This is a genomic window from Noviherbaspirillum album (assembly GCF_035916955.1).
Classification (GTDB): Bacteria; Pseudomonadota; Gammaproteobacteria; order Burkholderiales; family Burkholderiaceae_D; genus Noviherbaspirillum; species Noviherbaspirillum album.
In genome coordinates this window covers 124,854-144,968 of record NZ_JAWIIV010000003.1, presented here as the reverse complement: position 1 = coordinate 144,968, position 20,115 = coordinate 124,854, and the positions used below count along the sequence as shown (strand labels likewise).

Annotated in this window: 11 protein-coding genes; 3 read left to right on the top strand and 8 right to left on the bottom strand. The window is 62.0% G+C overall.

Annotation, left to right across the window (positions count from 1 at the left end):
• Positions 1-114: 114 nt before the first annotated feature.
• Entirely contained in the window at positions 115-882 is a 768-nt protein-coding gene (locus RY831_RS05510; protein WP_326505322.1) for a 3',5'-cyclic-nucleotide phosphodiesterase, read from the bottom strand.
• Between the two features lie 346 nt (positions 883-1,228).
• Here RY831_RS05510 and RY831_RS05505 point away from each other — a divergent pair, with 346 nt between their 5' ends.
• Positions 1,229-3,595, top strand: coding sequence for a GspE/PulE family protein (locus tag RY831_RS05505; RefSeq protein ID WP_326505321.1), 2,367 nt, complete (start codon positions 1,229-1,231; stop codon positions 3,593-3,595).
• A 107-nt stretch (positions 3,596-3,702) separates the two neighbouring features.
• Here RY831_RS05505 and RY831_RS05500 read toward each other — a convergent pair whose 3' ends face one another.
• Genes RY831_RS05500 through RY831_RS05490 form a run of 3 tightly spaced genes read right to left on the bottom strand, consistent with a single transcriptional unit; the run spans position 3,703 to position 11,542 of the window.
• On the bottom strand, positions 3,703-4,611 hold the full coding sequence (locus RY831_RS05500; RefSeq protein ID WP_326505320.1) for a FecR family protein: 909 nt from the start codon (positions 4,609-4,611) through the stop codon (positions 3,703-3,705).
• Positions 4,580-9,931, bottom strand: a complete 5,352-nt coding sequence (locus RY831_RS05495) for a beta strand repeat-containing protein (RefSeq protein WP_326505319.1) — start codon at positions 9,929-9,931, stop codon at positions 4,580-4,582. The genes RY831_RS05500 and RY831_RS05495 overlap by 32 nt, the downstream gene beginning before the upstream one ends.
• A gap of 24 nt (positions 9,932-9,955) precedes the next feature.
• Positions 9,956-11,542 (bottom strand): ShlB/FhaC/HecB family hemolysin secretion/activation protein, encoded by a 1,587-nt coding sequence (locus RY831_RS05490; protein ID WP_326505318.1) that lies wholly within the window; start codon positions 11,540-11,542, stop codon positions 9,956-9,958.
• A 561-nt stretch (positions 11,543-12,103) separates the two neighbouring features.
• Here RY831_RS05490 and RY831_RS05485 point away from each other — a divergent pair.
• Positions 12,104-15,139, top strand: a complete 3,036-nt coding sequence (locus RY831_RS05485) for a bifunctional diguanylate cyclase/phosphodiesterase (RefSeq protein ID WP_326505317.1) — start codon at positions 12,104-12,106, stop codon at positions 15,137-15,139.
• Between the two features lie 4 nt (positions 15,140-15,143).
• Here RY831_RS05485 and RY831_RS05480 read toward each other — a convergent pair whose 3' ends face one another.
• Together RY831_RS05480 and RY831_RS05475 are read right to left on the bottom strand one after the other, a co-directional pair.
• Positions 15,144-15,740: a DUF938 domain-containing protein gene (locus RY831_RS05480; protein ID WP_326505316.1), complete on the bottom strand. Its 597-nt coding sequence runs from the start codon at positions 15,738-15,740 to the stop codon at positions 15,144-15,146.
• A gap of 96 nt (positions 15,741-15,836) precedes the next feature.
• Positions 15,837-16,616 (bottom strand): Mut7-C RNAse domain-containing protein, encoded by a 780-nt coding sequence (locus tag RY831_RS05475; RefSeq protein ID WP_326505315.1) that lies wholly within the window; start codon positions 16,614-16,616, stop codon positions 15,837-15,839.
• A gap of 335 nt (positions 16,617-16,951) precedes the next feature.
• Here RY831_RS05475 and RY831_RS05470 point away from each other — a divergent pair, with 335 nt between their 5' ends.
• Positions 16,952-17,779 (top strand): universal stress protein, encoded by an 828-nt coding sequence (locus tag RY831_RS05470; RefSeq protein ID WP_326505314.1) that lies wholly within the window; start codon positions 16,952-16,954, stop codon positions 17,777-17,779.
• Here RY831_RS05470 and RY831_RS05465 read toward each other — a convergent pair.
• Together RY831_RS05465 and RY831_RS05460 are read right to left on the bottom strand one after the other, a co-directional pair.
• Positions 17,727-19,400 (bottom strand): methyl-accepting chemotaxis protein, encoded by a 1,674-nt coding sequence (locus tag RY831_RS05465; protein WP_326505313.1) that lies wholly within the window; start codon positions 19,398-19,400, stop codon positions 17,727-17,729. The two genes, RY831_RS05470 and RY831_RS05465, sit on opposite strands and share 53 nt — an antisense overlap.
• Before the next feature lie 338 nt (positions 19,401-19,738).
• On the bottom strand, positions 19,739-20,077 hold the full coding sequence (locus tag RY831_RS05460) for a hypothetical protein (protein WP_326505312.1): 339 nt from the start codon (positions 20,075-20,077) through the stop codon (positions 19,739-19,741).
• Between the last annotated feature and the right edge of the window lie 38 nt (positions 20,078-20,115).

Sequence of the window (20,115 nt, the reverse complement as noted above, 5' to 3'; positions counted from 1 at the left end):
CCGTTTCCGGTGCGCGGGGCATCGTGCGCCGGCGGCATGGCTGTCTTCCGTTTGCGCGGACCGTTCCAGGCGTGCTGCGCGAAACAGCCGGAGAACGGTCAGATAGTCAGATGGTCAGAATTCGAATACGTCCCCGCACTTGAGCGCCCTGAATGCGCGTCCGCGTCCGTTGGTTTCCAGCTGCTGCATGATCAGGTCTTCCTGGCCGGGCTTGAGATGATAGATCAGGAACTCGACCGCATCCGGGACTGCATGGATGTCTTCTATCAGCGAGCTAGGACAGAAGTGCATCGAACGTGCCGCCAGCTCCATGTCGGCATCGGAGAACGAACAGTCGACGATGATCTTGGACAGGCGCGTCTCTTCCCGCATCGCTTCCCACAATGCCGGGGTGGACGCCATGTCGCCGGTGAACAGAAAACCCGAGCGTTCGTTCTGGACCAGGTAGGCAGCGGAACCGACGGTATGGTTGACCGCGTGCGAGGTCAGGCTGCATCCGTTGATCTGCACGGTGGCGCCGTGCTCGATGACGCTCCATTGCATGGAAGGACTGGCCTTGTCGGGGATCATGGCGAAATCTGGCCACAGCACCCAGTTGAACAGGTGGCGCTGCAGCGAGCTGACGATTCTTTCAGTCGCATGGACGGTCACGGGCGTGGACCTGCGCCCCTGCACCGCGTCCACCAGCAGCGCGAGCCCGGCGACATGATCGAGATGGCTGTGCGTGATGAACACATGGTCGATGCGGGCCAGCTTCTCGACGTCGAGGCTGGTCAGGCCGGTGCCCGCATCCAGCAGAATGGTGTCATCGACGAGCAGGCTGGTGGTCAATCGCTCGCGACCACCGATGCCGCCCGCACATCCGAGTACTTGAAGCTTCATCGCGCAATGCCCGGCACGCCCGGGCGAAATGATTTTATGCGGCACATCCGCGGTTCCGGCCGGCGCACCGGCGCGCGACGTCTTGCCGCCGTCACCCGGAACTGCCGCCCCCCTTTGCTTTTTCGAACGATTGTAGACTGAAACAGCTTGATTGCGGCTTTTTAGTCACCATATGCCGGCGCGCGGAAAATCTGCTTGCGTGGGTGATACATTTCAGCAACGTCATCCTTTATGATGACGTCTTGCACGACGGCCCGTTCGAACCGGACATGTTGCAAGGAACGCAAGTCTTCGGTCCGGTGGCGGAGTTTGTCAATTTTGAAATACAACTGAAAAGCAGGACCACATGAGCGCGGTTCTCGGCACACCCAAAACAGACGCACCGGACGAGATGAATGTCCGGCTCAACTTCTTCAAGAAGCTGCAGGCCGTCACCAACAAGATTCACGCAACGAACAATCTCGATGAGATCATGCTGGACCTGTCGCAGGACATCTGCGACCTGTTCGACAGCGACCGGCTCACGCTGTACGTGCTGAGCGAAGACAAGAGCTGCATCGTATCCAAGGTGAAGACCGGGCTCAACTCCTTCCGCGATTTCCAGCTGCCGATTTCCTCGCAAAGCATCGCCGGCTATGCGGCGATGTCGCGGCGCGTGATCAACCTGCGCGACGTCTACGACGATGCCGAACTGAAGGCGCTCTCGCCGGACCTGCATTTCCAGCGCGGCGTCGACCAGCAGACCGGATACCGCACTCGGCAGATGCTGGTGGCGCCACTGATCGACCAGAAGGGCAATCATCTGCTCGGCGCCGTCCAGCTGATCAACAACCGCAGCGGCGCCGCTTTTTCCCAGGTAGCCGAAGAAGGCCTCAGGGAATTGTGCAAGACGCTGGCCATCGCCTATACCCAACGCCTCAAGCCGGCTCCGGTGATCCGGTCCAAGTACGGCGCGCTGGTGGCAGAAGCGGTGCTCGCCGCGGGCGAGCTAGAACTGGCGACGCGTTCGGCGCGCCGCAAGAGCGACAATGTCGAAGACGTCCTGATCAGGGATTTCCAGGTGAAGCCCGCCGCCATCGGCCAGTCCTTGTCGAAATTCTTCGGCGTCCCTTACGAGGGGTTCCGGGCCGACCGGGTCAAGCCGGTGGACCTGCTGAAACATCTGAAGCGGGAATTCGTCGAGCAGAACCAGTGGATACCGATCGAGGACGGACCGGAAGGCATGGTCATCCTGGCCACCGATCCCGAACACGTGCGCAACGCGCGCATCGTCAACAACGTGTTTCCCAAGGCGCGTCTGGTTTATCGCGTGACCACCAATATCGAATTCAGGCAGACCATCGACCTGTTCTTCGGCGGCGAAGGCGACCTTGCCTCCGTCGGGGACCTGCTGTCCGGGCTGGATGCCGACGACGATGACACCCCGGAGCTGTCGGAAGCAGAACTCTCGGCGGCGGCCGAGAACGAGCTGGTCAAGCTGGTCAACAAGGTCATCGTCGACGCCTACCGCCAGGGCGCGTCCGACATTCACATCGAGCCGCGCCCCGGCAAGGAAAAGACGCTTATCCGCTTCCGCAAGGATGGCACGCTGGAGCCCTACATCGAGATTCCCGCCAGCTACCGCAATGCCCTCGCCGCGCGCATCAAGATCATGTGCGATCTCGACATCTCGGAGCGCCGCAAGCCGCAGGACGGCAAGATCAAGTTCAAGAAGTTCAGCCCGCTCGACATCGAGCTGCGCGTCGCCACCATTCCCTCCGCGGGGGGCGTCGAGGACATCGTGATGCGCATCCTGGCGGCGGGCGAACCCATCCCGCTCGACAAGCTGGGCGTGCTGCCGCACAACCTCGACCGGCTGCGCAGCGCCATCAGCAAGCCCTACGGGCTGTTTTTCGTCTGCGGCCCGACCGGCTCGGGCAAGACCACCACGCTGCATTCGGTGCTCAATCACCTCAACACTCCCGAAACCAAGATCTGGACCGCGGAAGACCCGGTCGAGATCACCCAGAAGGGCTTGCGCCAGGTACAGGTCAACCGCAAGAGCGGCCTCGATTTCGCCACGGCGATGCGGGCCTTCCTGCGCGCCGACCCGGACGTGATCATGGTTGGTGAAATGCGCGACAAGGAAACCGTAGCCATGGGCATCGAAGCCTCGCTCACCGGCCACCTGGTATTCGCCACGCTGCACACCAACAGCGCGCCGGAATCCATCGTGCGGCTGCTCGACATGGGCATGGACCCGTTCAACTTCGCCGACGCCCTGCTCGGCGTGCTGGCCCAGCGCCTGGCCAAGCGCCTGTGCTCGCACTGCAAGCAGGCCTATGAGCCGAACGCCGAGGAACTGCGGCTGCTGCTCGCCGAATACTGCGAAGAGCTGCGCAATACCGAGGCCTTCAAGGATCCGCAGGCGGGCCAGCAGGCGGTGCTGCAGCACTGGACGAAACACTATGCCGATGGCAGCGGCAAGTTCCGGCTTTATCGCGCGGTCGGCTGCGACCAGTGCAGCGGCGGTTACAAGGGCCGGGTCGGCCTGCATGAACTGATGCTTGGCACCGACAAGCTGAAGCGCCTGATCCAGGAGCACAGCCGGGTCGCGCTGATGCTGGCAGCCGCGCTGGAAGACGGCATGCTGACGCTCAAGATGGATGGCATCGAGAAAATCCTGTCGGGCATCACCGACATCAAGCAGGTACGGGCGGTGTGCATCAAATAGGCCGCGGGCAACGCATGCGGGGCTTGCAAGGCGTGCCTCGCGCTACCCCCTGAAAAACAATGCCGCGGTCCTGCCGCGGCATTGCTGCCTTGTGCCGGCCAGTCCGCTCAGCGCACTTCGCAATCGACCTCGCCGCCGTTGCCGGAAGCTGCATTGCCGCTGGCCTGCGGCGCGATGCTCGAATTGAATACCGGCGGCGGCGTGAACTGCATGCCGGGATTGTTCGGCAGGATGATCGGCGGCATCGTCCGATTTGCCGAATAGCCGAATTGCCCGCTCAGGAAGTTCTGCGAACCGCCCTGGTTGCTCAGGTTGATCATCCCGTCGAGCACCTGCACATACAAACCGGGCGGCCTTCCGCCGGCGATGCCAGGCGCCGGGCCGCCTGCCTGCGCCAGCTGCAGCGGCGGCAGCATTTCCAGCGGTGCAACGGCCCACGGCGCATCCGTCACTGTGTGCCCATCGGCATACGGCCGATCTAGGGCCGCCATGCTGGCGAATGCATACGACGCGACCTCCGGCTGCCCGGGCTGCGGCGGTACATATTCGGCAATGAAGATGGTGCCGCGAATGCCGATGGTGGCGGTCGGCGTATTCATGCCGAAGCGTTCCTTGCTGCGCTTGCCGAGCGTGCCCGTCACCGCGCGCAATCCGCCCTTGACGAGGTTGAAGGCCGCGCTATCCTTTTCAGGCTTGTCTTCATCGAAGCTGAAGCTGTCTATCTTCAGTTGCGTGCCGGGGCGCAGCGTAATCTCGCTGTTGTCGGCGAACCTGATGCGCGCATAGGTATCTTTCTCGGCGATCAGCGTGTCGCCCTCCTCCACCGCCGATTTCACCGACAGCACCTTTACCGTACCATCGGCTTTCTTGGCGAGCAGCGGTCCGCTCAGGTTGACCACCGTGCCGGCGGCCTGGGCCGCGAGCGCCAGGGCCGTCCCCGACAGCGTGCCAAGGAACACCAGCGCCCTGGCAATTGTGGCTGTCTTAGTTGCAGTAGAGCTTCTTGGCAGGTTCATTTTTCAGTACTCCATTGTCTTGCGCACCGGATGCGGTTTTCCTGCTGCTCTTTGCTTCGTCAGTATTGCCGCCGCCGCTGCCGGTGCCGGAGATGGAAGTCTTCTCTGACTGCGCCTGTCGCGTCACGGTCGAGGATTCCCCGGTGAACGAAATCATGGACAGGATCGTGCTCGATGTGGAAGCGATCGTTTCGCTCACGATCGGACGTGCCTGAGGAGTAACGCTCGGCAGCACTGTCGAGCAACCCACGGCGGCCGGATCGACCGTGCACTTGCTGGCGATCGGCACCACCACCGAACAGCCGGAAAGCGATGGCGTGGCGACGCACTGCGCCAGCGTCGGCAGCACGGCGGTGCAGCCTGCCGTTGTCGGCGCGGTTGTGCAAACGGCAAGTGTGGGCAGTACCACGTTACAGCCGGCGGCACCCGGCGTGCTGGTGCATTGGCTAAGGGTTGGCAGTACCACGTTGCAACCGGCAGTCGCTGGCACGCTCGTACAGGCGGTGAGCGTGGGCAGGACGGCAGAGCAACCGGCAGCGGCCGGCGTGCCGATGCATTGGTTCAGGGTCGGCAGTACTACGCTGCAGCCTGTTGCCGTCGGTGTGGTTGTACAGGTGGCAAGTGCAGGCAGCACGACCGAGCAACCGGTGGCGCCAGGCGTGCTGATGCATTGGCTCAGTGTCGGCAACACCACGCTGCAGCCCGCTGCCGCCGGTGTGGTGATGCAGGCGGCAAGTGTAGGCAGCACGGCGGAGCAGCCGGCAGCCGATGGTGTGCTCGCACATTGGCTCAGCGTCGGAAGTACCACGCCGCAACCTGCCGTGGACGGTGCGACTGTACACGCGGCGAGTGTCGGCAACACAACGGAGCAGCCTGCGGCCGATGGCGTGCTGGTACATTGGCTCAGCGTCGGGAGCACCGCGCTGCAGCCTGCCAGTGCCGGAGAGCTTGAACATTGGTCCAGCGTCGGCAGCACGACGGAACATCCCGCGGTGGCAGGAGCGCTGGTGCATTGGCTGAATGTCGGCAGAACGGATGCGCATCCTGTCTGGGCCGGATTCGCAATGCACGCGTCAAGGCTAGGTACCGGCGCTGAAGGCGGCGTTGGTGTCGCGGGCGGAGCGGTAGTCGTTGGAACGGTTGTTAGCGTTCCTGCATTGCCGCCTGTAATGACCAATGTCGTACCCAGCACGGCCGGGTTTCCACCCGACCCGGGCACGCCGCTCGAGAAGAAACCATTGTTGCCCGATGTGGTCGTGGTGGCCTTGACCGAGTTGTAGTTGATCTTGCCGGTCGCGTTACCGAATGTCAGATTGACCGGCGCGGACGACAGCGATGCGACATAAGATTTGTTGCTGGCCGACTGGTAGAAATCCAGGTCGCCTTCTACGTTAAGATGAACTCCCGAAACGGCTTTTACGAACGCATCCGCGCTTGAACCCGAGATGACCAGGTTACCCTTGGAGTGAAGCAAGGCGCTGCCGGCGCTGGCAATTTGAGCACTGCCTACTGAAATGCCGCCGGCGGTATTGGTAATTTCCAGTCCGCTGCTGCCGGCAGAAATGGCGCCGAAAATGCTCAGGTTCGGCACACCGGTCTTGATCTTCACGTAACCCGCCGAACCCGACGAAATCAGCGAGCCCAGGTTGGTAATTGCGTTTGCCTCCTGCAAATCGATGGACCCGACGCTCGCGGCAGCATGCAGTCCACCGCTGATCGAGGTGCCGCCATCCTGTCCTATCGAACCCGCATAGATATTGGTATATGCGCCGCCGCTGCCGGGACTGGTGTAGTTCCCCTTGAAATTCACGGCGCCGCCCTCGCTGCGGAATACGATCGATCCGGCATTAAAGCCTGTGGGATTGACTTTGGCGAGAATGGATTGCGTGATGCTCAAGGCGCCAGGCGTCGATGCGGCACCTGCAATTTCCATTGTGCGGTCCGATGTCCTTGTGGAGAAGCTCACTTGCGTCGACCCACCTGAACCACCGACCAGCGTGCCGGCAATCTCAAGGTCATCCGCTGAAAGATGCAGGCCGGTAGTGCCGGTCACCGTGCTGCCGGCCAGCTGGGTAATCTTCCCATCGCCGTCGCTGGCGGTCAGCGTGACGTTGCTGCCCGTGATGCTGGAACTTCCGCCGATATGCAGATTGGGTGAGGTCACGTTCACCGTTCCGGTTCCGGCATCCACGTTTCCGGCAATGCTTGCCCTGCCTTGATAGGACTGCAGGGTAATCGCCTGGTTCTTGGTCGTGATACCTGATACCTCCCAACCGTCGGAGAATCCGTTTGTCAACGAAAAGGAGCCGGTTCCGGTACCGTTAGGATTCAGCGCGGCGCTCACCTTTTCAACGCTGTTTGCGGAATTGCTCAGCATGACCGGCCCGGGTGTTTCGAGCTCGAGCAAGCCACCGATGATGCGGCTGCTCTGTCCGATGCCAGCCGTTGCATGGGTGGAGACCAGTTGAACGGTTTTTCCACTGGGCGCGGAAATGCCGGCAACACCGTCAATGGTTTGCGCAGATATCCCGTTGATCGAGCGGTATTTGAAGTCGCCGCTGCTGGCAGCACCGGCTATGACACCCGTCGAGTTATTTTCGGTCAGCGTGACGCTGCTGCCTGTCGCCTGCACCTTGAATCCGCCATCGATCGTGCTGCCGGGGGTTTGCGTGACTGCTCCGCCGGAATACAGGCTCAGGCCTGCGGTGACATGTTGAAGCGCCCCACCCGTCCCGCCCAACAATTGTCCCTGGATTGCAAGGGCGCCGCTGGATGTGTCGCCGATAGCGAGGATGCCGGCATTGACCCTGTTCAGTTCGGCTACGGTCAATCGCATGCCCGGGTCTTCTTTTACCGTATTGGTCGTGGCGACTTCGATCGTAGTGTTCGAGGTGACCGGCGCCAGCACAACTTTCGTTCCGCTTACAGCCGCATTGACTTTGAGCTTGTCGGAGTTGATCGTTACGGTTCCAGTTGCGGAAACGGGGGCATCAATGCTGCTGAGCGCGCCGCCGGCTGCCTTGATCGTGATATTGCCGCTGCTGGTGGATACGCCGGCCGAAACCAGCGGATCGTAGGCCGTATCATTTGCGAGAGTGAATGCGCCCGAGTCGGCAATTGAAATATCGCCACCGGCTTTCGCCATCAGGAAGCCATCCAGCTTGCCGACGGAAATGCCGCCCTTCGAATACAGGGCAACGTAGGGGCTCGCGATGAATTCCCCAAAAGCGCCCCCGCCGGCACCGGTCGTCGCAATGCCGCCCGAGCCCGCCTTGTAGATGGCCGTGGCGGAGCTGCGCAGTGCGGAGCCCGATCCGAAGTTGATGCTGCTTGCAGTGCTGGAGCTGATTTGCGGGCTTGCATCCACTCCATCCCAGCCGCCGATGATCGTCGTGTGAGCACTCCCGGAATTAATAACCGAATTGATGTTTACATTGCCGACGGCAAGCAGCTTGAATGTGCTTCCGGTATTGCCCGCGGCGGCAAGGCTGGCGTTGAATACCAAGTCTCCCTGTGCCGCCAGCGTCCTGCTACCACTTCCCGACCATGGACTCATGCCATTAACTGTCAGTCTTGAGCCTGACTTAACGTTCGCCGCTGCATTAGCGCCTGCGGCGAGCCCCTGCACCGCAAGATCAGTCGCGCCATTCTTGAAGTCGAGCGACGTAGCCGCAGATCCGGTGAAACTGCCGACCGCGTTGGACCCGGCCATCGCAATACTGCCCGCCGTCGCCGTTGCCGTGAGCTGATTCGCAGTGATTACGCTTGCAGAATTTTGCGTGATACCGCCACCGGCCCGCAGGTCAAGGCTTCCGCCGTTGGTATCAATGCTGTTGTTGATTGCAATGTTGTTGCCGGCTTGCAGCGTCAGTGCCTGATTGGTGCTCGCACGAGAAATCGCGCTGCTCACCGTAATGTTGTTGGTGGCGGTAAGCGTGACACTTCCGGTAGCCGAGTTGATCGCCGACACCTGGACTTCGCCGGCATCATTGTTCGATGATGCATCGAAATCCGCCGTGTCCGTGCTGCCGGCGGAGGTCAGGGTGCTGACTACGTTCAAGTCGGTGGGATCCAGCAGCCAGCTACCGGCATTTCCCTTCGGGGCCGACGTGGAAATGCGCGCGCCCGCTACGCTCAGCTTTGCGCCCGAGGTTTCGACAAAGCCGCCGTTGCCGGACTGCGGACCGCCCTCGGCCGCGATGCTGCCATAGACGCCGGTCGCGCCGTCGGACCAGACGATGACCTTGCCGCCGTCTCCGGCATCCGTGGCACTGGCGCTGATGACGGCATCCTCGCCGACGAAGCTGTGCCTGGAGTTCATGATGGACGGATTTTTACCGAGGTAATCACCACCGACGAGCACGCTGCCTCCGCCCTGACTGCCATCGGCATTGACTTGCGCGTCGCCATTGATGGCGACTCGTTCGCCCAGCACCTGGATTTCACCGCCCTTGCCCGCGCCGCGCGCGCTGGTGCGGCTTCCAGCTTCCAGCAAGGCATCCCGGCTTGCCTTGAACACCACCTTGCCGTTCTCGCCGATCACTGCGCTGTCCGCATTGACGATGCCGCGCTGCTTCACCAGCGCACCCATCATGCCCGTCCTGCCGGCCTGGGCAATCACCTGCCCCAGGTTGAGCGCCTCGTGTTCCGGCGCGCTCAGCACGACCTGCATGTTCGGATCGAGCGAATCCACCAGCTGCACAGTATGGCCGGCGGCGAGCAGTACCTCGCCATTGGGCGAGTTGATGATGCCGCTGTTTTCCACGTTCGGCGCAATCAGGTAGACCTTGCCGCCCGCCGGTGTCGTGATGGCGCCCTGGTTCTTCAAGCCGGCCGCACGGTCGCCAGCCTTGAAGTTCATCCGTCCATTGATGAAATCTTCGTTGCTGATTGCCAGCGTGGAGGCGATCAGGCCGTTGACGTCGATGCGCGCATCCTTGCCGAACAGGATGCCGTTGGGATTGACGAGAAAAACCCGGCCGTTCGATTGCAGGGCGCCGAGGATCTGCGACGGGTCCTGGCCGACGATGCGGTTGAGGACGCTGCTGTTCGGGTTCTGCTGGATGAAGCGGGTGATTTCGCCGGGATTGATCGAGAAGCTCTGCCAGTTGATGATGGCGCCGGGCGTATTGGTGATCGACAGCAGGTTGCCCTGCTGGCTGAAGACTGCCTGTCCGTTGACGACTTGCGCGCCTAGCGGATTGCCCGTCGAGAGTGAAGGCAGGCAGCAGCCCGCGATCAGCATGGGCAGGAGGCGGCGCTTCATGCCGCGGAAAGCGATCGCATCCTTCCCGCCGCTGGTTCTGGCTTGGCTTCTCATGTGTTCCTCAGCTTCCTTCATTCTTCAGTATGTCAGGCCGATCCGGACATGCACCCGGCTATCGCCCCTGGCCTGCGTCACGCCTGCGTTGACCACACGTCCGTAGTCGAGCTGCATGGTCATGCTTTTGCCCACGGCCATGCGCATGCCGAGTCCGACGCTGGCAATCGATGCATTGTCCTGCTCGCCGGGCAGAGCATCGTTGCGGCGGACCTGGGCGGCATCGTAGAAGGCCAGCGCCCGGCATTGCGCCGCGATCGCCGTCATTCCGGTGCACAGGTTAGCGGTGTACAGCTCGGCATTGATCAGCTGGCCGCGGTCGTTGGACAGGTCGCGTTCGTTGAAGCCGCGCACCGTGGTCGCGCCGCCCGCGCCGAACTGCTCGCCGGGCACCAGGGCATCGCCGGTCTGCTGGCCAGTGAAGCCGAGCCGCAGCTGCCAGTCGCCCGGCAATGCGCGCACATAGTTGGCGTTGTAGCGCAGGATGGTGTAGGCCGCACGCGCGCCTGCCCGCACCCGATCGAAGTCGGCCTGCGTACCGCGCTCCCCGCCGGGCAGGTTGCGCATCCCGGTGACGTTGAAATTGAATTCGGATTGCGCCAGCGTCCAGGTGCCGCCGTAGGTGACGCTGAGCGGATGGACGGTCACATCGTTGCCGAGCTGCGTGCCCTGAACCAGCACGTTGTTGCGGTACTCCCGGTGGTCGAGACCGTAGCTCAGGCGGGATTCATAATCGCCCGCGCGGCGCAGGTTCTGGTTGTAGCGGGCGCCGAGTATCGTGCCCCGGCCGCTGACCTGCAGGTTGACGATGCCGGCCAGCACCGACCCGGAGTCGACATCGGAATAGCTGGCGAACAGGTCCATCGAATCGCCGAGCGAGTAAAAGGGAATGTGGTAGCCGACGCCGTACACGCTGACCTGGCTCGGCTTCTGTACCGTGGTGGTGTATTGCAGGCTGAGCACATGGTCGGCGTTGGCGACGTTGGCATACTGCAGCTGCGTGGTCAGCTGCGTCTGGCCCGTGGTCCTGTTGCCGCTGTTGTCGATCATGGCGGCGACGCGCCATGGCTTTTCATCGCTGACCTTGAGCAGCGCATCGATTTCATCGTCGCGCTCGCCGCTTTGCAGCTGCAGCGTGGTTTTCTTGCTGGGGTTTTCATTGGCTAGCTTGAGGCTGGACGATATCCGCCCGAGATCGGGGGGGACGCCTTCACGCAACTCGGGCACGCTGCGCCGGATATTTGCTTCATCGTGGTGCAAGCTGCCCTCGACGCGAATTTTCCCCAGCCTGGTTTCTATCACCTGCAGCTTCACCACACCCTGGTTGAGTTCCTGTTCCGGCAAGGCGACCTGAACGACGTGATAACCGATCCCGTGATATGCCGCTTCCAGCGCCTCGAGCGCCTGCTGGACGTCGCCGAAGCTGCGGCTTTTTCCGGTATAGGGCGCCAGGACGCGATCAATCTGCACCTTGGCCAGCAGCGTATTGCCGGCCACCTCGAAGCGATTGATTTCGAAGCGTCCTATGGCATCGTCCTCCGCCGAGTGACAGGCCAGCGCAAGGGTGGTCAATGCCGCGCCGGCGATGAGGCGAAGTGTGGGAGATGTCATAGTGCGCTTGTCAGGAAAAGTCTGGTGATGTAAAGCCGGCAAGCGTCTGCGAAAGAATCCGGCGTCGTTATCGTGCGACCGTGCGACCATCGCCCTACTTCCGCCGGACTTTTGCCAGGTTTTCGCCGGATTTCAGCCCTGTGTTTCTGTTACGAAACTATATCTCAAGAGTTTGACAAATCTCAAATTAATTGCATTTTATGCATCAAGGAACGTGACGCATGATCTTCCGCGATGTTGCATGAAAGCCGCTTGCGCACGTGCTGCCGGCATTCGCCGGAATGGGAAGTCGATGCGTAGGTCAACATGGAAATCGATGTGGTTTCGAAGCCCAGAAACCAATAGTCTCGAACGGCGTCATAGCTTGCAGGACGGTTCTCTTGCCGTTTGCGCCAATTCAACAGAATAAGTAAAAAGAAATGGCATATTGAACAGGCTGGTTGTGCAACGACGCGCTCGACTTCCTCATCGCTTCAACTGCGAAGGCCTCAGATGAACTTGTTCAGATTTCTGAAAAGTCATGCGAGCCAAAATCCCTCGCCGGGCCGATGGACGGCCGGGATGCCCTGCCTCTCCGCGTTTGTCGCATTCACCCTGCTGTATTACCTGAGCTGCCTTCTTTCCTTCAGCTTCGGCATGCTTCCGGGCATGGTCAGCCCCCTGTGGCCGCCGGCGGCGCTGGCAGTCTGCGCGATTCTGCGGCTGGGTTACCGGATCGCCCCGGGCGTCCTGATCGGCGCCATCCTCAGCACCGTACTGTCGTCCGGCATTCCGCTGATTTCGTCGCTGGCGATCGGCATCGGCGCCACGCTGGAAGCTTGCACGGTCGTGTATCTGATCGATCGCTTTTATCCGTCTCGCCGGGGATTCATCCATCAGGGACCGATCTTTCGCTTTGTCGGCATCGCAGTGCTGTGTTCCGTCATCGGCGCGACATTCGGGACGGCGGCGATGAGCATCGCTTATCCTGAGCAGTCCGGCGCGCCGGACCAGGCTGCCCTTACCTGGCTGACCTGGCTGATGGGGAACGCAACCGGCATGATCGTCGGCGTGCCTTTGCTGATGTCGCTCAACTTCGCCCGCGGCCAGTCCTGGCCCCGCTTGAAACTGCTGGAAGCCGGCCTGTTCCTGGCCCTGCTGCTGACCGCGACCCAGATCGCATTCGCCGGCCTGTTGCCGTTCAAGCCGATCGTCTACCTGCCGATTCCCTTTTTGCTGTGGGCGGCGTTCCGGTTCAATTTCGCCAGCGTCAACTGGACGACCGCCATCATCTGCGCCGCCGCCGCCTGGCATACCGCGGATGGCCTCAGTCCCTTTGTCAACCCCGATGTGGCGACTTCGCTCATGCTGCTGATGGTCTATATCTGCGTGATCGGCACCACTGGCCTGGCGCTGTCCAGCCTGGTCTATCGGCATGCCGCGGTCGAGAAAGCCTTGCGCGCCGAGCGCGATAGCCTGGAACAGCGGGTGCGCGAGCGTACCGATGCGCTGATGGAAGACATCGAGGCGCGCAAGCACGTGGAGAGAGAGCTGGCGCAAAGCGAAAGCGAGTTGTCGGAAGCGCAGTCGCTGGCCCAGATCGGCAGCTGGAACTGGAATCTCGAAACGAATGAATTTACCTGGTCGGACGAACTGTACCGGTTGTATAAGGTCAGCAAGAACCTGTTTCCCTCAACGCTCGACAACGTCCGGCAGCTCATTCACCCGGATGACCGCGAAGCCATGGGCCGTGCGATCGCGGCATGCCGCGACACCGGCCAGCCGTTTTACCTCGAATACCGGATCATTCCGCCCGGCGGCAGCGTGCGCAATGTCGCCGGGCGCGGGCAGTTGCAGAAGGACGAGAACGGCCGGGCGGTAAAGATGTTCGGCACGGTGCAGGACATCACCCACATCAAGGAGGCCGAGGTTTCCCTTCGGGAAGCGGAGGAACGCTACCGCACTGTCGTCGAACTCTCGCCCGACGCCATCCTCGCGCAGCAGGACGGCCGTTTCGTACTGGCCAACCAGGCGGCCGTTTGCCTCTTCGGCGCGTCGCATGCCAGCCAGATCATCGGCCGTTCGCTGTATGAATTCCTGCTGCCGCAGTTCCACGACGCCGTGCGGCAGCGCATCGAGCATGTCCAGGAGGGCGAGGCCGTGGGGCCGGCCGAGCTCGGCATCAGGCGACTCGACGGCGTGGCTGTGGACCTGGAGCTCAATTCCTCGGTGTTCATGTATCGCGGAAGGCCGGCGTCGCTATTCATCGCCCGCGACATCACCGAGCGCAAGCGCACCGCGCAGCAGATGGCATACCTTGCGCATTACGATTCGCTGACCGGCCTGCCTAACCGCATCCTGCTGTACCAGCGCCTGGAGCATGCGCTGTCGATCGCGGAACGGCCCGGAAGATCGGTCGAGGTCCTGTTTCTCGACCTCGATCGCTTCAAGCTGATCAACGATACGCTAGGACACGCCGCCGGCGACCTCGTGCTCAAGGAGGCGGCCAGGCGCCTGGAGAACATCCTGCGTGAATCCGATACCGTGGCGCGGCTCGGCGGCGATGAGTTCGTCGTGCTGGTGGAGAATGTCGACGAGCCGCATCGCGGCAATGTGATCGCGGAAAAGATTCTCTCCGCTTTTCGCCCTCCGCTCGTTATCGGCAACGAGACGCTGGTCATGAGCACCAGCATCGGCATCAGCAGCTATCCCAGCGACGGCACCGACGTGGAGACGCTGCTCAAGCACGCCGACACCGCGATGTACCAGGCCAAGCAGGTGGGACGCAACAACTATCGCTATTACTCGCCTGAGATGAACCGGCATGCGGAAGAAAGGATCGCGATGGAAACCGCGCTCAGCCGGGCCATCGAGAACAACGAGCTTTTCATCCTCTACCAGCCGAAGATGGATGTGATGAGCAACCGCATCAGCGGCATGGAGGCGCTGCTGCGCTGGAATCACCCGGTGTTCGGCGCGGTGCCCCCGCAGCGCTTCATCCGCTTGGCCGAAGAAGTGGGCCTGATCCATTCCATCGGCTACTGGGCGATCCGCAACGCATGCCGGCAGAACCGCGAATGGCAGAGGATCAATCCGGCACGGATGAAAGTGGCGGTCAATCTGTCGGCACGCCAGCTCGGCGACGACAAGCTGATCGACAACATCACCAATATCCTTGCCGAAACCATGCTGGAGGCCCGCTACCTCGAACTCGAAATAGCGGAAAGCGCCGTCATGGCAGACCCGGACAAGGCCATCGCGGTGCTCAACGCGCTGCGCGACATCGGCGTCAGCGTGGCCATCGACGACTTCGGCGCCGGCTATTCGTCATTGGCCTATCTGAAGCAGTTCCCGATCCGTGCCGTGAAGATAGACCAGTCTTTCGTGCAGGGCGTGCCTTTCAGCCGCAGCGATGCGGCAATCACCAAGGCCATCATCAACCTCGCGCACAGCCTCGAATGCAGCGTGATCGCGGAAGGCGCGGAAACCCAGCAGCAGTTCGACTTCCTGCGCGACAACGATTGCGACAGCGTGCAGGGCTTCTTCTTCAGCGAGCCGGTATCGGCCGAACATTTCACCGACCTGCTGCGCGTGCAGGCGAACCTGCACATTCACTGAAGCATCAGGCGGTTTTGATCCAGACGAGCAGGCGGTTGTTGGCCGGCATCGCATGGTCGGCCGCCAATTCCAGGCCATGTCCGCGCGCCAGTGCATCCATCGCCTCGAAGTCGCGCAGGCCCATGTGCGCGGCACGTTCCCTCAGCGAGGCATCGAACCGGGCATTGCTGTCGCTGGTGAAGCGTCCGCCGTAGTTGAAGGGCCCGTAGATGCAGACGGCCCCGCCGGGCCGCAGCACGCGCGCGATGCCGGCAAACATTGCCACCACCTCATCCCACGCCATGATGTGGCAGGTATTGGCGGTGAATACCGCGTCGAAGGATTGCTGCGGCCAGGGGCCGGCGGCGGTATCGAGCGCGATCGGCGGCAGTACGTTGGACAGGCCGGCCTCGGCAATCCACGCCTGTATGCTCGGATGGTTCTGCGGAAGGTCGCTGGTCTGCCAGCTCAGGTGCGGCAACGCGGCACCGAAGTAGACCGCATGCTGACCAGTGCCGCTGCCGATTTCCAGCACGCGGCCGGCATTGGCAAGCACGCCGCGCAATATCTGGAGGATGGGATCGCGGTTGCGTTCGCAGGCGGTGGAGTAGAGTTTGTTCATGCGCGGGAGGATATGGATTGCCGATGCCGCGTTATAGCAGAAAAATGCAGGATGCTCTTCCTTCATGCAACTCTTGCCCGCGGGGGGGTGCCGCATTTATTTGCGCACGGATCCGTCTTCCTGCCCGGCGACGCTTTCCTCGCCGAGCATCCGGGCCACGCGCTGGCGCATCCTGGCGACGTGCGAACCTTCCCAGTAGACCTGCGCGCAGCCCTGGCACTCATAGAAGCGGTCATATGCCTTTCGACTGTGGTCGGGAACGCGTTCCTGCACATCGGACTTCGGTACGCTTTGCAGCAGGCCGTTGCAGTTGAGGCAGCGGCTGAAGGCATTGACCGCGGCCGCCAGCCGGAAACGGCTCAGCACTTCGGCCATCTGCAAATCGCAAGCCACCGAGTGCAGGTAACAGCCGCGCACGATTTCCTTTCGTATCAGCAAGTCGCGGTCACGCGTGAGCACGATCCTGTCTTCGCTGGCGGCTATGCGCGCCACTTCGGCATCACTGTAATCGTTGCGGTAGAGCACATCGAAACCGAGCATGCGCAGGTTGCGCGCCAGTTGGCCCAGGTGCGCATCCGCGATGAACCTGTCGACGCCCTGCGGCGCCGGGCGCAGCCTTGTTAAAGGCGTCACATCGATGTCGTGAAACGACGGATAGACACTCACCCGTTCGCCATCCTGCAGCCTGTGCGAGAAATCCACCGACACGCCATCCACCAGGATGAGCTCGACCTCGGTATGGGGAACCCCGAGCGCCTCGATCATGTGCTTGACGCTCGCATCGCGCGAACAGACGTGGCTGAAACACTGCTGGCGCTGCCAGGGCGCAAGAAAATTATTCAGCTCGGCATAGAAGCGGAAATAGGCGACGGTCACCGGCGGCTCATTCCGCGGCCGGCAGCGCCGTCAGGCTGGGAAGGCTTGGATTGCCTGTGTGCAAGGCAATGGCGAAAGGCGTGCTGAATGCGAAGGCTGCAAAGCTTGGACAAGCGCATGGGAACTCCATTGGCGGCGCAATACTTCTCATTCTATGGTGGGTGCTCCTGAAATCAAGCCGGCTTTTGCGCCGTTCCGGGCGCGGCCATCGACGAGGCCTTGATGCGTCTCAAACCGCACCGATTCGGCATGCTACGCCCCGATGGTTTGACGCTAAGGTGGCGGCATCGAGAGCAAGCCGCGTTGCCGTTCGTGCCACGGCAAACGATGAAGCCATGTCTTACAAAACCATCCTGGTGCATGTCGATGAATCCGCCTCGGCTGGTGAGCGCATCAAGATTGCCGCCGCAGTCGCCATGACGGAACAGGCACACCTGATCGGCACCGCGACCACCGGTGCATCGCGTTACCTGGTGCAGGCCCGCATGCTGGCCGAACTCGACCCCAACCTGCGTACCCATCTTGATTTCCTGCGTCACCGCGCTCGGCAGGGTCTTGAGGATTTCGAATCCAGCGTGCAGAAGCTGGGGCTGTCCTCGTACGAGAAGCGGCTGGTCGACGATGAGGCCGGCGGCGGCATTTGCCTGCAATCACGCTATGCCGACCTGGTGGTGATCGGACAAAACGACCCGGAGGAGCGATCACCGGTCGTCATGCCGGATTTCGCCCAGTTCGTGGTACTGAATTCGGCCCGGCCGGTATTGGTGGTGCCGCATACCGGCCGCTTCGACAATATCGGCACGCGCGTGCTGATCGCCTGGGATGCCGGCATGGAAGCGGCTCGCGCCGTTGCCTCCGCGCTTCCCCTGCTGCGGCGCGCCCAGCATGTAGAGGTCGTCAGCTTCGATGCGCGCAGCCAGTCAATGTCGCCGGGCCGCGACCTCGCGCAATACCTGGCACGCCATGGAATACATGCGGAAGTCTTGCAGCGGCAGCCGGAGGGCGCCGTAGGCGAGGCGCTGATCGGCCTTGCCGACACCCGCGGTTCCGACCTGCTGCTGATGGGCGCTTACGGCCACATGCGGTTCCGCGAACTGATGCTGGGCGCGGTCACGCGCGCGGTGCTGGAAGCGACACGCGTACCGGTGCTGATGTCGGCATGACGATGGCGGCCTGCGGCAGGCTGGATTCAAGGCCAAGGAACCGGCCCTGGGAGTGCTCCTGCTCATGGTCGCCTGCCAGCTTGAAGATGCCGACCACCCGGGTCAGGCTGACGGCCTGATCCTGCAGCGACGCCGCTGCTGCCGCCGCTTCCTCGACCAGGGCGGCATTCTGCTGCGTTACTTCGTCCATCTGATTGACAGCCTGGTTGACCTGCTGGATGCCGTCGGTCTGTTCCTTGCTCGCCACCGAAATCTCGCCCATGATGTCGGTGACGCGGCGCACGCTCTGCACGATTTCCTGCATGGTGGCGCCGGCTTCATCGACCAGCCGCGCGCCTGCATCCACTTTTTCCACCGAATCGTCGATCAGCGTCTTGATTTCCTTGGCGGCGGCGGCCGAACGCTGGGCAAGCTGCCTCACTTCGGTGGCCACCACGGCGAAGCCCCTGCCCTGTTCGCCAGCCCGCGCGGCTTCCACGGCGGCATTGAGCGCAAGAATATTGGTCTGGAACGCGATGCTGTCGATGACGCCGATGATGTCGACGATGCGCCGTGCGGAGGTATTGATGGAACCCATGGTTTCGACCACCTGCATCACCACCGTGCCGCCTCTCACCGCCACTTCGGATGCCGACAGTGCCAGGCGGTTGGCCTGCTCGGCGCTGTCCGCATTCTGCTTCACCGTCGCGGTCAGCTCCTCCATCGACGACGCGGTCTCTTCCAGCGAGCTGGCCTGGCTCTCGGTACGCGCCGACAGATCCTGGTTGCCGGTGGCAATCTGGCCCGATGCGGTGGCAATGGTTTCCGTGCCGCTCCGGACTTCGCGGACGATGCCGACGAGGCTGGCATTCATGTCTTTCAGCGCCAGCAGCAGCTGACCGGTCTCGTCGCTGGTGTTGACGGTGATGTCATTGCTGAGATCGCCCGCGGCCACCCGCCGCGCGACATCGACTGCGGAAGCAAGCGGCCTTGCAATGGCATGCACCAGCCAGATGCAAATCACGGTGCCGAGCAGTACAGCAAGCAAGATGCCGGCCGCACACGAGATCTTGACCCAGTAGTGAATGCGCTGATTGCGTTCATAATCCAGCCGCGCTGCTTCCAGGTGATGCCGCATGAGCGCCGACACCGCCTCGTCGACCGGTGCGGCAAATCCTTCCAGTCCGCCATGCACGATGCGAGACGCGGTGGCGGCATCGCTGGCGCGCAGCGCGGTGATGGCCGGGTTCAGGCCCTGTTCCAGGAATCGCTTGCGGGCAGCTTCGAATCCTTCCATCAGCGCCGCTTCTTCGGGCGTCTGTCGCTCCTTCACGCCGAGCGACAGCGTCTTCCATGCCGCATCGATTTCGCCGATGCGCTTGCCGATCGCATCGAGCCGCCGTCCTGTTTCGGCCGGCTCGCCATCCAGGGCATCCGCCAGTTCGATCCGGTTCTTTTCCATCAGCCGGACAAGCTGGTCGAGCTGGCTGACCGGCAGCAGCCGATGCCGATAATTGTCTTCCAGGCCGGCATTGGCCAGCGACAGGCTGCCCAAGCCGATCACGCCTCCGGCGATGCACATGAGGGACAAGAAAGCGACGACGAAGATGAGGCGCGATTTGATGGTCAGGCTGGGTAGCATTGGAACGTCCCTCTATGGCTGATGAGCGTTTCCGGGACAAGCGGAAGACGTATCGCAGCATAGAGAGCGGCACTCGCAAAAACATTGATCTGGGTCAATTATTTCCGGAGGTGCAAGACTCGGCCCGGATTCATGTGGACCGTATCGGATGGAAATCTTAGAGGAGATGAAACGATGACGCCGGTCCTGGGACCGGCGCGTACACGTCGCCGCGAGCGAGGCGATAAGTCCAGCAATAACCAACAATCACAGCGGAGCCGAATCCCACATGAGGCTGCTGCCGCACTTTGCATCAGCCTGCGACATGCGCCACCGTGCAGATGCAAAGCTGGACCGGGTTAATGCATGCTGGCCTGGTTCTGCTGGGGCTGGGCGGGCGCGGCATCCGGTGCCGGTTTCGGCTTGCCCTGGGCATCGCTCAGGCGATACTTGGTACGGCGATCGCCCATCAGATCGCGCAGCTCGCGGATGCTCATGCCGGTGGTTTCATGCATGCGGATCAGCAGCGATGCGCCGATCGGCAGACGGCGGTGGCGAATCTTGCTGATGACCGGCGGCGCGACTTCAAGCATGCGCGAGAGCGCCGCATCGTTCTTGAGATTCATTTTTTCAAGCAGAGTATCCAGAAGGCGATTCGGATCGTAGCTTTCCTGTCCTGCCAACGCGTGTTCAGTCATGATGATGTGCTCCTGTGGTGACGTTGTAACCGATCGTA

Excerpts from the sequence above, each read along its gene's own strand:
- RY831_RS05510 (WP_326505322.1), bottom strand. The coding sequence starts at position 882 with ATGAAGCTTCAAGTACTCGGATGTGCGGGCGGCATCGGTGGTCGCGAG.
- RY831_RS05505 (WP_326505321.1), top strand. The coding sequence starts at position 1,229 with ATGAGCGCGGTTCTCGGCACACCCAAAACAGACGCACCGGACGAGATG.
- RY831_RS05500 (WP_326505320.1), bottom strand. The coding sequence starts at position 4,611 with ATGAACCTGCCAAGAAGCTCTACTGCAACTAAGACAGCCACAATTGCC.
- RY831_RS05495 (WP_326505319.1), bottom strand. The coding sequence starts at position 9,931 with ATGAGAAGCCAAGCCAGAACCAGCGGCGGGAAGGATGCGATCGCTTTC.
- RY831_RS05490 (WP_326505318.1), bottom strand. The coding sequence starts at position 11,542 with ATGACATCTCCCACACTTCGCCTCATCGCCGGCGCGGCATTGACCACC.
- RY831_RS05485 (WP_326505317.1), top strand. The coding sequence starts at position 12,104 with ATGCCCTGCCTCTCCGCGTTTGTCGCATTCACCCTGCTGTATTACCTG.
- RY831_RS05480 (WP_326505316.1), bottom strand. The coding sequence starts at position 15,740 with ATGAACAAACTCTACTCCACCGCCTGCGAACGCAACCGCGATCCCATC.
- RY831_RS05470 (WP_326505314.1), top strand. The coding sequence starts at position 16,952 with ATGTCTTACAAAACCATCCTGGTGCATGTCGATGAATCCGCCTCGGCT.
- RY831_RS05465 (WP_326505313.1), bottom strand. The coding sequence starts at position 19,400 with ATGCTACCCAGCCTGACCATCAAATCGCGCCTCATCTTCGTCGTCGCT.
- RY831_RS05460 (WP_326505312.1), bottom strand. The coding sequence starts at position 20,077 with ATGACTGAACACGCGTTGGCAGGACAGGAAAGCTACGATCCGAATCGC.